The 14268-nt window shown below is 35.8% G+C and carries 12 protein-coding genes; 5 read left to right on the forward strand and 7 right to left on the reverse strand.

Features of this window, described 5'->3' with window-relative positions; all coding sequences use genetic code 11:
- Positions 1-18: 18 nt before the first annotated feature.
- Positions 19-693: a GMP/IMP nucleotidase gene (gene yrfG / locus ACORJQ_RS04335; RefSeq protein ID WP_321326335.1), complete on the reverse strand. Its 675-nt coding sequence runs from the start codon at positions 691-693 to the stop codon at positions 19-21.
- A gap of 146 nt (positions 694-839) precedes the next feature.
- On the opposite strand from yrfG, the gene nudE reads away from it, so the two are divergent.
- The 3 genes from nudE to ACORJQ_RS04350 all read left to right on the forward strand — a co-directional run bounded on the left by nudE (position 840) and on the right by ACORJQ_RS04350 (position 2705).
- Positions 840-1400 carry an ADP compounds hydrolase NudE gene (gene nudE / locus ACORJQ_RS04340; RefSeq protein WP_321326336.1) on the forward strand — a complete coding sequence of 187 codons (561 nt, stop codon included), beginning with the start codon at positions 840-842 and terminating at the stop codon, positions 1398-1400.
- A 42-nt stretch (positions 1401-1442) separates the two neighbouring features.
- Positions 1443-2348: a 3'(2'),5'-bisphosphate nucleotidase CysQ family protein gene (locus tag ACORJQ_RS04345; protein WP_321326338.1), complete on the forward strand. Its 906-nt coding sequence runs from the start codon at positions 1443-1445 to the stop codon at positions 2346-2348.
- 228 nt (positions 2349-2576) lie between these two features.
- Positions 2577-2705, forward strand: coding sequence for a hypothetical protein (locus tag ACORJQ_RS04350; protein WP_321326340.1), 129 nt, complete (start codon positions 2577-2579; stop codon positions 2703-2705).
- A gap of 142 nt (positions 2706-2847) precedes the next feature.
- Here the strand turns inward: ACORJQ_RS04350 and nrdA are convergent, their stop codons facing one another.
- The 6 genes from nrdA to ACORJQ_RS04380 all read right to left on the reverse strand — a co-directional run bounded on the left by nrdA (position 2848) and on the right by ACORJQ_RS04380 (position 12690).
- The gene (gene nrdA / locus ACORJQ_RS04355) at positions 2848-5115 is read right to left on the reverse strand and encodes a class 1a ribonucleoside-diphosphate reductase subunit alpha (RefSeq protein WP_321326342.1); all 2268 of its coding nucleotides are present in this window, start codon (positions 5113-5115) and stop codon (positions 2848-2850) included.
- A 529-nt stretch (positions 5116-5644) separates the two neighbouring features.
- On the reverse strand, positions 5645-6739 hold the full coding sequence (locus ACORJQ_RS04360) for a CobW family GTP-binding protein (RefSeq protein ID WP_321326344.1): 1095 nt from the start codon (positions 6737-6739) through the stop codon (positions 5645-5647).
- Between the two features lie 24 nt (positions 6740-6763).
- Positions 6764-9901, reverse strand: a complete 3138-nt coding sequence (locus tag ACORJQ_RS04365; protein ID WP_321326345.1) for an EAL domain-containing protein — start codon at positions 9899-9901, stop codon at positions 6764-6766.
- 86 nt (positions 9902-9987) lie between these two features.
- Positions 9988-11019 carry a cytochrome-c peroxidase gene (locus tag ACORJQ_RS04370; protein WP_321326347.1) on the reverse strand — a complete coding sequence of 344 codons (1032 nt, stop codon included), beginning with the start codon at positions 11017-11019 and terminating at the stop codon, positions 9988-9990.
- An 89-nt stretch (positions 11020-11108) separates the two neighbouring features.
- On the reverse strand, positions 11109-12146 hold the full coding sequence (locus ACORJQ_RS04375; protein ID WP_321326348.1) for a GGDEF domain-containing protein: 1038 nt from the start codon (positions 12144-12146) through the stop codon (positions 11109-11111).
- 343 nt (positions 12147-12489) lie between these two features.
- The gene (locus tag ACORJQ_RS04380) at positions 12490-12690 is read right to left on the reverse strand and encodes a YgaP family membrane protein (RefSeq protein WP_321326350.1); all 201 of its coding nucleotides are present in this window, start codon (positions 12688-12690) and stop codon (positions 12490-12492) included.
- 277 nt (positions 12691-12967) lie between these two features.
- Between ACORJQ_RS04380 and ACORJQ_RS04385 the strand changes: the two genes are divergently transcribed.
- Positions 12968-13333, forward strand: coding sequence for a winged helix-turn-helix domain-containing protein (locus ACORJQ_RS04385; protein ID WP_321326353.1), 366 nt, complete (start codon positions 12968-12970; stop codon positions 13331-13333).
- Between the two features lie 173 nt (positions 13334-13506).
- Positions 13507-14190 carry a TorF family putative porin gene (locus ACORJQ_RS04390; RefSeq protein WP_321326355.1) on the forward strand — a complete coding sequence of 228 codons (684 nt, stop codon included), beginning with the start codon at positions 13507-13509 and terminating at the stop codon, positions 14188-14190.
- The last annotated feature ends 78 nt before the right edge of the window (positions 14191-14268 follow it).

Genomic DNA, 14268 nt, shown 5'->3' on the forward strand with positions numbered 1-14268 from the left:
TTAATCTGTCAAACAGATTTACAAAGGCATGATTTCAGAGTATTTACTAAAGTGTGCAAAGCCTTTTGGGTCTATGGCATCTAACTTTGGGCTTACAAAGGTGGCACAGAGAAGGTGCTTAATGCCGTACTCTTTGGCAGTGCTTAGAGCATGTACATTGTCATCAATTAATAGCGTGTTTTCAGGGTTGTAAGCCATGACTTTTTGAATCTCAGACCAAATCGTAATGTCTTCTTTAGGCATACCAAAATCATGTGCTGAAATGAGTTTATCAAAATAAGGTTCGATTTCAGTCATTTCTAATTTTATGGCCAAACTATCACGATGAGCGTTAGTGACCATAATCACGGTTTTATTTTGGTTTTTTAAAAAGGCCAAAAATTCCATGACTTCTGGATGTACTTTAATTTGGTGACGCAGTTCACGTTTTAATTCAGCTATAGGTAAGTTTAAGGTTTCTGTCCAGTAATCTAAGCAATACCAATTTAATGTGCCAGTTTGTGAGTGAATTTTTTCATGAATCAACTGTTTTGCTTGTTCAAGAGAAAGCCCATTTTTATCCGCATAAGCTTGCGGAATCACGTCCATCCAAAAGTGCCAGTCAAAATGTAAGTCTAATAAAGTGCCGTCCATGTCAAGAAGAACGGTTTCGATGTTTGACCAATCAATTAAGCTGTTTTTTGGAGTCTGCATTGGCAATTTTTATCCCTTAGAGTATGATGAATTTTTATTAAAGTTTGCAAAGTTTTTAAGAGATCTTGTGTAAAGGTCTCTCTAACAATAACGTTTAAAATTGGTGTGCCTTGTAGCTTTATACACAAAACGTCAGGTTAATACAAATGTCAAAAATACCGCCTAAAAAAACGCCGACCATTCTAGCGGAAAATATTGCTGCTCAGTCACGGATTTTTACTGTGCAATCACAAGAGATTGAATTCTCTAATGGAACGCAAGTGACCTATGAAAGGTTACTAGGCAGTGATGATGGTGCAGTGTTGATTGTGCCTCTTTTAGAGGATGATCATATTTTGCTAATTCGTGAATATGGGGCAGGCGTTGGGCGTTATGAATTAGGATTTCCAAAAGGTAAAATTGACCCTGGCGAAACTTGGAAAGAGGCCAGCATACGTGAAAGCCAAGAAGAAATTAGTTATTTGCCAGCCACAGTCAAACTTTTGGATTCTGTGAGTTTAGCAGCGGGTTATATGACGCATCTTACTCATATTGTGTTAGCGACAGACTTAACGGTACAAGATGCTGAAGGTGATGAACCTGAGCCGCTTGAGGTGGTAAAATGGCATCTTTCAGATTGGCATAAGTTACTTCAACACCCCGATTTTAGCGAGGGTAGAGCTTATGCGGCTCTTATGCTGTTATTAAAAGAACGTAATTACATCTAATCAGCAGTTACTATTCACTAGCTTAATTAATTTAGGAATATCATGTCAGACACCGCTTTACCGCTAGAAAAATGGTTGCCACAAATTTGCGAGATTGCGTATGACGCTGGTCAGCTTATTTCTGAATATTATCATCAAACTGAAGAGGTTGATGTTGAACGTAAAGCTGATGGTTCGCCTGTTACCGAGGCTGATAAAGCGGCAGATAAATTGATTTGTTTAGCTCTTAAAGAACTTACACCTGATATTCCGTTAGTCACAGAAGAGAGTGTTGAGGATGTGCCTTTTGAAAAACGCCAGGCCTGGTCAACCTATTGGTTGGTGGATCCATTAGATGGTACTAAAGAGTTTATTGCTAATACGGGTGAATATAGTGTAAATATCGCATTGGTACATAATCACCACCCAGTAATGGGGGTGGTTTATGGTACAGAATTGGGTGATATGTATTTCGCTTATAAAAACCAAGAACTTGATCAAAATACCAATACAAAAATTAACAGAGCCGCAAAGCTTGAAAATTTAATGCCAACCAAGAGTAAGCAAAAATTAGATTGGCTAAATTTAGTTGAACAAGCACCAAGCATTCATGTGGCGGCTTTACCAGAAAGTGATGCACCTTATAGAGTGGCAGTAAGTCGTAGGCATGGTGGTGAGCTGCAACGCTTTATGGGACAACTTGGTCATTACTCTAAAGTGAAAATGGGTTCGGCATTAAAAACCTGTTTAGTGGCTGAAGGAAAAGCCGATATTTATCCACGTTTTGGACCTACTTCATTATGGGATACTGCCGCGGCACAATGTATATTAGAAGTAGCGGGCGGTGCAGTCTTAAATGCGGCAGGGCATCCACTTGAATATATTCAAACCAAATCCTTGTTAAACCCATTCTTTATTGCCGTGAGTCACAAAGATCATAACTGGCCAGCTTTTCCTGAGGTGATGTAACAACCGAAAATACGTCTCAATAATCAAAACCGCAACGTCATAATCAAAACCTCAAAGGTCATTATCGGGCTTGACCCGATAATCTGTTTAACGCCTTAGCAGAATGAATTCAATAATTACCAGGCCTGGTAAAACCAAAAAAAGCGACTGAATAAAAATTTAAATTCGATCGCTTTTAAATTAAAAATGCTTTAAACAGAGAATTTTTGCCCAGAATCAAGGCGGATAATGGCGAAGTTTACGTCTGTAAACGAGTTGTTATCTCGTGATGTTTTACCAATTTATTTTATGCACACAATATATTATTGTCCACAGGATTTACCAGGCCTGGTAAATTTAAATAAAAAAAGCGGTTGAATCATAAAATCCAACCGCTTTTAACTAAAAAATTATCATGGTTAAAATGTGGTGTATTGCTCAAGGTCAAGGCAGTTAAGGACGAAGTTTACACCTGTAAACGAGTCATTAACTAACGCGGAGATTGAGTAATACAACCATTTTAAAGTTTGCAAGCTCCGCCTGCACATCCATCATCTTCTTGGCTATCATCCGCACCATCACGCGTATTATGATAGTACAACGTTTTAAGCCCCATCTTATAGGCATACAGCAAATCTTGAAGCACTAATTTAATAGGAACTTTATCTTCATTAAAACGTGCAGGATCGTAGTTGGTATTTGATGAAATTGCTTGGTCAACAAACTTTTGCATAACCCCTACGAGTTGTAAGTAACCTTTGTTATCTGGAATATGCCACAGTAATTCATAGTCATTACGGTGCTCTTTAAATCCAGGAACCACTTGTTTCAAGATGCCGTCTTTAGACGCTTTAACCGACACATAACCGCGTGGTGGTTCAATACCATTTGTTGAGTTAGTAATTTGTGACGAGGTTTCACATGGCATTAACGCTGTAAGCGTTGAGTTACGTAAACCATGTTCTTTAATATCCTTACGTAAAGCTTCCCAGTCTAAATGTAGTGGTTCGCTGCATACTTCATCAAGGTCTTTTTTGTAGGTGTCAATTGGCATAATGCCTTGAGAATAGGTAGTGTCAGCAAAATAGTCACAGGCTCCTTGTTCTTTTGCCAGTTCATTTGATGCTTTTAATAGGTTGTATTGAATCGCTTCAAAAGTACGGTGTATTAAATTATTGGCAGAACCATCTGAGTATTTAGTTTTATTTTTAGCTAGGTAGTAAGCCATGTTAGTTACACCCACACCTAAGGTACGGCGGCCCATACTGGCACGTCGAGCGGCTTCAACAGGGTAGTCTTGGTAATCTAATAGGCTGTCTAAGGCACGAACAATCAAATTAGAGAGAGACTCTAGCTCTTCTAAGTTTTCCAAAGCTCCTAAGTTAAAGGCTGAAAGCGTACAAAGGGCGATTTCACCATTAGGATCTTCTACCGAGTTAAGAGGTGCGGTTGGCAAAGCAATCTCTAAACATAGGTTAGATTGATGGATAGGTGCTTTGCTTGGATCAAATGGGCTGTGGGTATTACAGTGGTCAACGTTTTGAATGTAAATACGGCCTGTTTGAGCACGCTCTTGTGCTACTTGGGTAAATAGGTCAATCGCTTTGACTTTCTTTTTACGAATGGTTTCATCGGCTTCATAGATTTTATATAGGCGATCAAATTCATCTTGGTCTTCAAAAAACGCATCATAAAGGCCTGGTACATCAGATGGACTGAATAGAGTAATTTCACCACCCTGAATCATACGCTGATACATGGTACGGTTGATTTGTACTCCGTAATCTAGATGACGTGCACGGTTTTCTTCTACACCACGGTTGTTTTTTAGAACAACTAAGGATTCAACTTCTAAGTGCCAAATAGGGTAAAACAGAGTAGCCGCGCCACCACGAACACCACCTTGCGAACATGATTTAACCGCAGTTTGGAAGTGTTTAATAAATGGAATCATACCTGTGTGATAAGCCTCACCACCACGGATTTCACTACCTAATGCACGAATACGTCCAACGTTTACACCAATCCCTGCACGTTGCGATACATACTTAACAATAGACGAAGAGGTTGCGTTGATTGAGTCTAAAGAATCACCACATTCGATTAATACACATGAGCTAAACTGACGTGTTGGCGTACGAACACCAGACATAATAGGAGTTGGTAGTGAGAGTTTAAAAAGTGATGAAGCGTCGTAAAAATCTTTAATGAATTGTAAACGAGTCTCGGCTGGGTAATGTGCAAATAAACACATTGGAATAAGCATGTAAATAAACTGCGGACTCTCGTAAATTTTACCTGTTACACGGTTTTGAACTAGGTATTTACCTTCTAGTTGTTTTACAGCTGCATAACTAAAAGTTAAGTCACGGGCATGGTCAATATAAGCATCGAGCTCGTCAATTTCAGCTTTGGTAAAGTCTTCTAAAAGTTGGCTATCGTAAAGACCACTGCGAACCATTTTATTGACGTGTTCAAATAAAGTAGGCGGTGTAAAACGATCAAATGCTTTTTTGCGAAGATGGAAAATCGCTAAACGAGCTGAAAGGTGCTGATAGTCTGGAGCACTTTCTGAAATCAGGTCTGCCGCAGATTTAACAATTGTCTCGTGAATATCTGAGGTGGTGATTCCATCATAAAACTGAATATGAGAACGCAACTCAACTTCTGAAACAGAGACATTTTCTAGCCCTTCGGCTGCCCATGTAATTACGCGGTGAATTTTTTCCAAATCAATCGATTCTAGGGTTCCATTACGTTTGGTAACTTTAATATTTTGACTTGTCATGGGCGTTTTTTTAACCTGTGTATAAAATATATGAAGTTGATATATGATAAATAAATGAATTTTTAGCAAATTCATTAGCTTAGCTTCACAATAGAAAGTTGAGTATAAAATTGTGGGCTAATTGCATTGTGTACTTAATTTTGCAATTCCACAAGATATGGTTTTTTATAAAAACCTGTAACGCAAAATATAGTAGATTTTGTAATTTCACGCAAGCCTTTAATTTCTGTTTTTTTGTGTGACTATGGGAGTTGAAAGTTGTGGAAAAAACAGCAAAATCCCCATAAAAACTTGCTTGTTAGCCTGTGGATAACTCTGTGGGGAGTTAATTTAAACTAAAGAAAAAAAATTCTATAATAAGTAAAAAAAATCTTTGGAAAAAAATAGAAAAAAACCTTGCATTTTAAGAATGCCGAAATCATAGGCTTTGCGTATTTTTACTATTTAAATGCTTCAAAATGGTGGGTGTTTTGCACCGCTTTGAACATACAAAAAGCCAAGGTGATTTTTGAAGAAAAAGTGAATTTTTTTAAGCGTTTTGAATACACTTTTTTAGATCGAGTTCAAATTGATGTAAATCAAAGGTGTTGTTTTCAGTTATAAGAATCTCGAATCGGCTGTCACGACGATAAGCTATCAGTTCTCGTGAAGTCTGTTTATTGACCCATTGAAAAAGCATCCACGGTTTACCCACTCTAAAAACGCCTTTTGCTCTTTTGATGTAAGGTTTGTTATCAAAAGTGCTAAAAAGAGATTGCAGTGATTTCCAGTTAAAAATGATGCTAGGTTCAAATACCCAGCCAATTGATAAGGTGGATATTTGATGTTGAGATTCACGTTTTACCAGGCCTGGTAAATCTAAAGCATCGGCAAATAAATCATTTGATTTAATACTTCTACTTGTTTGGATGTTATCAGAGTCAGTATTACTGATTGCTTTTGAATCTAAGGTATTTTGCTGTGTATTTATAATGCTCTTTGCTGGTTGAGTTGTTTTTGAACTTACAGATAGTAATGCGTTATCCACAACGGATTGCTGAGTCATAATCACGGCTTGTTTTAATGGATAAACCGAGTGAGCGTATTGATATAGATCTTGAAGGTTGCTTGGGTCTGCTAGGTCTGTTTTATTCAGTACAACAACGTCAGCCATGTTAAATAGGTTTTGTAGAATGGTGTATTGGCCAATTTCATCTACTGTTAAATAAGAGCTGTCAATAACGGCAAATACACTTTGTACATCAAAACGTTTTTTAAAAAAATCGCCCTGTAATATATCTACCAAGGTATCTGGTTCACCTAATCCTGTAGGTTCAATTAACAATCTATCCGGATTTATCTTTTCAATAATCTGTTCTATGGCTGCTGTAAGCTCATTTTGAGCTGTGCAACAAATACAACCACCTGGTATTTGTTTAATATGTATTGAGTTACTTGTTGACGTGTTTTGGGTTTCTAAGATACTACCGTCTATACCAATTGCACCAAATTCATTAACTAAAACAGCCCATGTCTCTTGGGTTGGTTTATTTTTAATAAAGTTTTTTAAAAGAGTTGTTTTGCCTGCACCTAGCGAACCCGTAATGAGATTAACGGCGGTTTTTTTAACTATTTGGGTAAACATAAGGTGACTATAGTGCCATTAAGATTAGTTGATTTGATTTTGCATGAATTTATGTAGCTCATTTGCAGGTATAGGTTTGCTATAAAAATAGCCTTGGGCTTCATCGCAACCAAAAGCATACAGTAGTTGTTGTTGGATTTTTTCTTCTACCCCTTCGGCAATGGTATTAATGTGCAGTGCATGAGCCATTTCAATGGTGGCACGTACAATGGCTGAATCCACATCATTTGGGTCTGAAATATCATCCACAAACGATTTATCAATTTTAAGGCGGTTTACCGGGAACTGCTTAAGATAAGCGAGAGATGAATAACCTGTACCAAAATCATCAATGGCAATTTTAATACCCAGCTCAGTTAATTTATTGAGTTTTAGAATCGTTTCATTGATATCGGTCATTAATAGGCTTTCAGTTATTTCAAATTCAAGTTTACTGGCAGGATAACTGGTCTGTTTAAGTAAGGCAGCCACATTATTCACAAGATTAGTGTCATTAAATTGTACTGCAGACAAGTTAACAGACATGGTCAGGTTAGGGTTGTATTGATGCATTTCTTGGGCTTGATTAATAGACTCTTCAATTACCCAAGCACCTACTTGAGTGATTAAACCTGTTTCTTCAAGAATAGGGATAAAGTCATTTGGTGGTATAAGGCCTTTTTGTTTGTTTTGCCAGCGTATTAGTGACTCAAAACCAATAACATCGTTTGTTAGCAAAGAAAACTGGGGTTGGTAGTGCAAAACGAATTCTTGATTATGTAGTGCTGTTCGTAAATCAGTTTCTAAAGTAAGACGGTTTTGAGCCTGTATTTGCATATTAGCTTCAAAGAATTGAACCGAGGATACAGAGCTTTGCTTAGCGCGGTGAAGTGCTGTATTTGCCTCTTGCAATAAGGTTTCTGGGGTTTGTGTACTTTTTGAATGGTTTGTAAATAAAGTGACACCAATAGAGATATCAATTACTACTTGGTTGTTTTGAATAATAAAAGGTTGCGTTAGATTGTGTTGTAATTGGCTAGCGATATGACCCGCTTCAATAGTCGAATCTTCAAGTTCATCTATATCCGTTAAACATAATAATGCAAACTCATCACTTCCAATGCGGGCAACGGTTAAATTAAAGATGTTTTCGAGCTTGAGATTTTTAAGGCGTTCAGCTACTTGTATTAAAAGTTGATCTCCTGCCGTATGTCCTAAAGATTCATTAAACAGTTTGAAACGGTTAATGTTAATTAAGAATAAAAAACTGTAATTAGAGTTATGTTGCCCAATTTGTTGATCTAGTCGATCTATTAAAAGGCTACGGTTTGGCAGTTTGGTTAAGCTGTCATGGTTATTTAAATAATGTATTTCTCTCTGCGACTCTTTATCTTTAGTTAAGTCCATTGAGTGTGAGATGTAATGAGTTACCTGGTTTTCATCATCAAATAATGTGCTAATACTTTGCCATGCAGGATAAAGGGTTCCATCTTTTTTACGGTTCCAAATCTCGCCTTGCCATTTGCCTGTTTTATTAAGGTTGGCCCATAATTCCTTGTAAAAGGTAGCATCATGTAAGCCTGATTTTAAAATACTGGGCTTTTTACCTAAACATTCATCTAGAGAGAACCCTGTTAATTTGTTAAATGCACGGTTGGCTCTAATAATAATATTGTTTGCGTCGGTAATCATAATGGCTTCATGGCTTTCAAAAGCAATGGCAGAAATCGCTAAATCTTGTTGTCGTTGTATTTGTTCATTTTCAAGTTTTATCTTTTCTAAAGCGGTTCCTAAATCACTTGCTAATTGCTCAAGCAAGGTATTGATTTCATCGTTGAAAAAGTTGGTTTTTTTAGTGTAGGTAATGAAAAAGCCAAGCACTTTGTCATCATGCAATATGGGTAGGGTGGCACTGCCTTTAATATCCCAGGTGGATGCGAGTTCGGCCCAGGAGCTATTGAGTAACCGAGTTTGGAAGTCATTAGTAATCACAGGAGCTTTTTTTCTATAAGATTCAGCAATAGTACCGTTAATTTTATTATCAGTAACGGGTACCTGGAATGACATAATGATATCTTGGCCTTCACCTGCAGCAGTAATAGCCTTCACGAATCCAGATTCATCCACCAGGCCTATCCAGCAGCTATCTAAACTAGCCTCAGTATGCGTAATGTCGCAAACAGCCTGAAATAGAGCTCGTTTTTCGTGAATATTCGCTGTGGCACGGTTTAATTTTATGAGTGTAGTAAATAATCCCTGTTGTTGGGATAGTTTTTTGACGGCAAGAGAGGATTGTTTGTTTTGTTTGTATAAGGCTCGATAACTTATTGATATAAAGGCTAATAGCAGTAAAGACAAGAAAATAAGAATGAAATAAAAAATGTTGTTTTTAGATATGGCTTGAGCAACTTGCTGTTCAACATTAAGGTAAAACTGCTGCAGATCTTTGTTTAAAGATAGGTTTTGTATTTGATTGAAAATAGCGTCTTCTTGAGATAAGTATTTAGTGAGAGAGTCATTGTGCTGAATAAATGCCTTACAAGAATCCTGAAGCCCATTTTCAATGATCTGGTGATTGATGTTTTTTAAATCATAAGAAGCTTGTCTATTTGCTCGTTTATTAAAGTTTAATACTTGAATAATGGCTTCTTGAATGACTTTAAAACTAGCTTTTTTATCTACCGAATTGAGCTTATTAATATTTTTGGTACATTCTGCAAATGCAGCAGGTAAATAGTTAATAGAAATTTGTTTGATTGCGTGAGCTGTTTTAAAAGATTCTATTAATGCTTGTTGTTGTTTAGTTTTAACAATGAGTTTATTGAGTTGGTTTGCTAGCTCGTGGTTTGTTTTTATTGCTAATGTATCTGAGAGTTTGGCTAAAGTTTTGTTTAGCTGTTGTGCTTGTCTGTTAATATCGTCAAAGTGTTTGATTTCTTTGCTTTTGCTTAACGCTATGATCTCAATAATATTGCTTTGTAAGATGTTTAAATAGTAAGTGTTTTGAGTTATTTGGGCACTTTCTTGAATAAGAGGGTTGTGAGTTTTTGCATAGATAATAACAATACACAATAAGCTGAATACAAAGAAGCTGCTCTTTATAAAATGCGTTTTAACAAAGGTGCTGGCTTTATTAAAAAAACCGCTATTTTGTTTGTTGGGTTGTGTTGAAGTGTTATTCATTTATGTTGGTTAAACCTAATATTTTAATATTTAATATTTAATGTTTTTGAATAAGGCTAAATTGGCTTTAGCTAAATTTAATAAAACTAAAGAGGTTGGCCATGATATTCGCCAGTTAAACTATTTAAAAAAGCCGTAATCTTGTTAACATCTTCTGTAGAAAGCTCAGTGCCTAATTGAAGTTTTGCCATTTTAGCAACCGCTGCTTCTAGCGTTTTTGTTGAACCGTCATGAAAGTAAGGGGCGGTTAAAGCAATGTTACGCAAAGTTGGAACTTTATAAACAATTTTATCTGTTGGCGTATCTATAACGTCAAAGTTGCCATCTATTTTAGGGTCTGTTTGATTTGAAAGATTATTAAATAACCCTATTTTTTGAAACATATTGCCTCCCATATTGATGCCTTGGTGGCATGAAATGCAACCGATAGTTTTAAAGAGGCGATACCCCTCTAACTCATAGGTGTTAAGTGCAAAATTATCACCTTTCAAATACAGATCAAAACGCGAATTTGGCGTAATCAGAGATTGGCTGTATTCACTAAGCGCATCTAATAGATCATGTGATTCTATTGGAAGGTTATATTGGTTTTTAAATAGTAATAAGTACTCTTTAGAGTTGTTGAGATAATTTAGTAGTTTGTTCCAGTCGGTATTACCCATTTGATCTTCTGCAAAAAGAGAATTATTAATCTGTTCTGTAAAGTTGGCAGTGCGACCATCCCAAAAAAAATTAAAGTTATAAACTGCATTAAAAATGGTTGGGGTATTCAGGTGAGTTAAATGGTGATTTGCTCCTAATGATAGAGCTTTTTGATCTGCTCCACCAAGGGTTAAGTTGTGGCAAGAAGCACATGAAACACTGCTGTCATTAGAAAGTTTTGGATCATTAAATAGTTTTTTCCCCAGTAGCACTTTTTGCATATCGATATTACTGTTTTCAGAAATAGGTTGAATGGCTTCCGAGTTAGAAAACGATTTTTCAAGCAAGAGTGTTTTTAATTCATGGGTCGATTTTTCAAGATTTAGGGGGCTGGCTTGAATTTGTGTATAAAAAATTAAACTGATAAAAGCGGCTAAAAAAAACAGAGCTATATAGATATATTTTGTATTATTCATTTTATAGAATTCCAGCTTTGTAACTGGCTAGGCTATATACAAACATCTTAATAAGCCTTAGGTATAAGCTTTAAAGCTATTGCTGTTAATTAGCATATTTTATTTCGGCCACTATTTTTAGCTTGGTAGAGTGCTTTATCGGCACGGTCAATTAATTTTTCTAAATTCTCGCCCCTTTCATAGATAGAAACTCCTACAGAAATGGTTAAAGAAAGTGTTTTTTCACTGTTTTTGACTTTTAAGCGATTACACTCCACTTTTTGTCGTAGATTTTCAGCGACCCTAAAAGCATTTTCATAGTTTGTTTGAGGCAATAAAATTACAAACTCTTCGCCACCAATGCGTGCAATAGAATCTTTACCTTTGGTTTCTGCATTAAGTTGTTTGGCAAGGTATCTTAAAACGCTGTCGCCAATTAAATGACCATATTCATCGTTAATGTTTTTAAAGTAATCAATATCTACTAGTAATAAAGCAAAGCTGTAATCTTCAGTATCTGCTGAAAGTGCTAAATTTTTAATGATTTCGTTAAATCCACGACGATTAGGTATGCCTGTTAACTCATCGGTATTAGCTACTTTATGGGCTTTTTCTAATTCATTTTTTAATTGGGTAATTTCAGTTGCAGAATGCGACACTTGAGTTTTTAAACGATTAGTATCATCAAAAATTGAATGTATTTTTGGCATAACTCGTTCATTAAGACAAGTCTTAACTTCACCTGGTAATTCAAACTTTGACAACTCTGCAATCTCGAGGGCCACGAACTCTTCGTTAGCCTTGCTTTTTTCAAGCCAGAATTCTAACTCTTCAAGAAGGTCGATTAGCAGATTTTGAACTTTTTCAGTTGGTAGGTATTGGTACAGAAGCTGAGAAATATATTCTATAAACAAACTCTCAGCAGAGTCAGAGTAAGTTTTGTTTTGTATTTCTTGAAGAATTTTTGTAGCAATAGTACTGTCTATTTCACTTAATGCTTCAAATAATAGTGTGAAATGAATTGGGTTGGGGCTTAGCTTTAGATCTTTAACCTTAGACAGAGTTTTTAATGCAACCTCATCATTAGACAAGCCATTTTCTAATCTGTCGTAACGTTTTGTAATTTTATGAATGGCTTTTTGCGACATAAGAATTCTTTTAAGGATTTTAAGTAAGTATGACGTGAAAGGTACATCTTATTTTTGAGGTTTTCAATCTTAAAAGCAAGTGTTTTTACCGCTCATGCTAATAAGAATTCACTATCAATGGATAAGTAATGGTATAAAAATGTTTTAAGTTAGATAGTAAGTGACTGGTGAAGTGGTTGGGGCCTAAGAATATTAACAGGTTTAATATTCAAAAATTTATGTTAAAGGGTATTGATAATAAGCAGCTTCTTAACTTAATTAGAATAGTAAACGTTATATTAACTAATCTAGTGCAATTAAGAGCTGCTGTATAGTGTTGTATTGCTTTGATTGCTACAAATTATTAGTCACGTTTAACTGTCTCATGAAGAGGGCATGTTTGAATGCCTAATAATGTATAAAGAGGGCACCATTTTAGAAGCCCTGTTACCAATGGAATAATACCAATATAACCCCAAAGCCCGATAGTTCCTGAGAAAGCAAGAGCAATTAAAGCAATACCAATAATTATGCGAATAATTCTATCTAATGTGCCAACGTTCATAATGAGCTCCTAATTGTGTATATTTGATTTATGTGTATTTAAGTTTATGGAATTTTGTATGTAAGTCATTAGTTGCCATTTAATAAGCAAGGTTTAATGGTCTCAATCAATAAAAATATTGTCAATCCTTAACATACAATACTGTGATGATAATTAAGTATGTTTGATTAAGATTGAGTTAAAAATTTTCATAACGAAGTTGTTTAAACAAATCGACTAAACAACCTTATTATAAAGTACATCACTAAATACACCAAAGCCCAGTAATGGAGAAAAGATGGAAGAGCATACAGAAAAACTGCCTGGAGAAGCCTATTCAAAAAATATCCGTGCTCGTTTTTGGATCACTGGTAACCATTCTGGCTACATTGGCATTGGTCGAATTGAGTTGTTAGAAAACATAGAGCAATATGGCTCAATCAGTCAAGCAGCTAAAAATATGGGGATGTCATACAAAAAAGCATGGAAACTTATTGAGGAGCTTAATCATATGTATGATGAGCCTTTAATTGTAAAAGTAAAAGGCGGTAAAGCAGGAGGCGGTAGCGAGCTAACAACAAAGGGTAAGCAATTAATAAAAGACTTTAAGAGAATAGAAACTAAACTATCACAGTTTTTACAAGAGTTATCCAATGGGCTTTAACCATTTTGGTGCTCTTAAGTTTAAAAACGGTGCATAGAGTTTGTCATGATTGGTTCATAAAATTTTAATAAAATATTTAACATGTTGATTTAAAAGAATTATTTAAGGTTGGCACTTTAATAGTTAAAGGGTTTGTGAATTTAATTTGTAAATACTTCTTGTTGGAGAGAAAAATGAAAAAAACATTCCCATTAAAATCACTAGCTCTTTCTTTAGCTGTTGCAGGAGCTGCATCAGTATCAATGGTTCCAGCTGCAGCGCAAGCAGGCGTTTCTGCAAATGCAGGTTTAGTTTCAACATACGTGTTCCGTGGTGTTTTGCAAACGGCAACTGAAAAAGCAACAGCTTCTGCTGGGCTTGATTATGAGCATGATTCAGGTTTCTATGTTGGAACGTGGGCTTCATCTTTAGATGATTCTTCAAATCTTGAATATGATTTGTATGGTGGTTGGTCTGGTACGGTTTCAGATATTGATTTAGGTTTGGGTGCAACTGGATATTATTATACTGGTAAGTTTGGTACTGGTGATGCTGAAAAGTTTGAAGAGTTTAATTTCTCAGCAGGCTATGGTCCTATCTCAATTGCTTATGATAATGGTACAACAGGTATCAAAGGTGGTTCAGATACTTGGTATACTCACAAAGCAATCTCTGGAACATATGCTGGTTTTACAGGTACTTACGGCCTTAATGAAGCAGAAGCTTCAAAAGATATAACGTATGTACAGTTGGACTATGGTTTTGAAATTGCAAAAAGTTTTGATGGAACAGTGTCATACATTAAGTCGATGGAAGATGGAAGTGATGATGCAGATTATTTAATCTTAGGTGTTACGAAATCATTTGATATTATGTAATTATTAAATTACAAAAAAAATTAGTTAAAGCCTTAAAAGCCAGTTGGTGTTAAATCAACTGGCTTTTTTGCTGTTTTG

The sequence above is a fragment of the Thiomicrorhabdus sp. genome, from assembly GCF_963662555.1.
GTDB lineage: Bacteria > Pseudomonadota > Gammaproteobacteria > Thiomicrospirales > Thiomicrospiraceae > Thiomicrorhabdus.

What these genes read in the sequence shown, in the direction of transcription:
- yrfG (WP_321326335.1), bottom strand. Translation starts at nt 693, where the DNA reads ATGCAGACTCCAAAAAACAGCTTAATTGATTGGTCAAACATCGAAACC.
- nudE (WP_321326336.1), top strand. Translation starts at nt 840, where the DNA reads ATGTCAAAAATACCGCCTAAAAAAACGCCGACCATTCTAGCGGAAAAT.
- ACORJQ_RS04385 (WP_321326353.1), top strand. Translation starts at nt 12,968, where the DNA reads ATGGAAGAGCATACAGAAAAACTGCCTGGAGAAGCCTATTCAAAAAAT.
- ACORJQ_RS04365 (WP_321326345.1), bottom strand. Translation starts at nt 9,901, where the DNA reads ATGAATAACACTTCAACACAACCCAACAAACAAAATAGCGGTTTTTTT.
- ACORJQ_RS04390 (WP_321326355.1), top strand. Translation starts at nt 13,507, where the DNA reads ATGAAAAAAACATTCCCATTAAAATCACTAGCTCTTTCTTTAGCTGTT.
- ACORJQ_RS04360 (WP_321326344.1), bottom strand. Translation starts at nt 6,739, where the DNA reads ATGTTTACCCAAATAGTTAAAAAAACCGCCGTTAATCTCATTACGGGT.
- ACORJQ_RS04375 (WP_321326348.1), bottom strand. Translation starts at nt 12,146, where the DNA reads ATGTCGCAAAAAGCCATTCATAAAATTACAAAACGTTACGACAGATTA.
- ACORJQ_RS04380 (WP_321326350.1), bottom strand. Translation starts at nt 12,690, where the DNA reads ATGAACGTTGGCACATTAGATAGAATTATTCGCATAATTATTGGTATT.
- nrdA (WP_321326342.1), bottom strand. Translation starts at nt 5,115, where the DNA reads ATGACAAGTCAAAATATTAAAGTTACCAAACGTAATGGAACCCTAGAA.
- ACORJQ_RS04350 (WP_321326340.1), top strand. Translation starts at nt 2,577, where the DNA reads ATGGCGAAGTTTACGTCTGTAAACGAGTTGTTATCTCGTGATGTTTTA.
- ACORJQ_RS04370 (WP_321326347.1), bottom strand. Translation starts at nt 11,019, where the DNA reads ATGAATAATACAAAATATATCTATATAGCTCTGTTTTTTTTAGCCGCT.
- ACORJQ_RS04345 (WP_321326338.1), top strand. Translation starts at nt 1,443, where the DNA reads ATGTCAGACACCGCTTTACCGCTAGAAAAATGGTTGCCACAAATTTGC.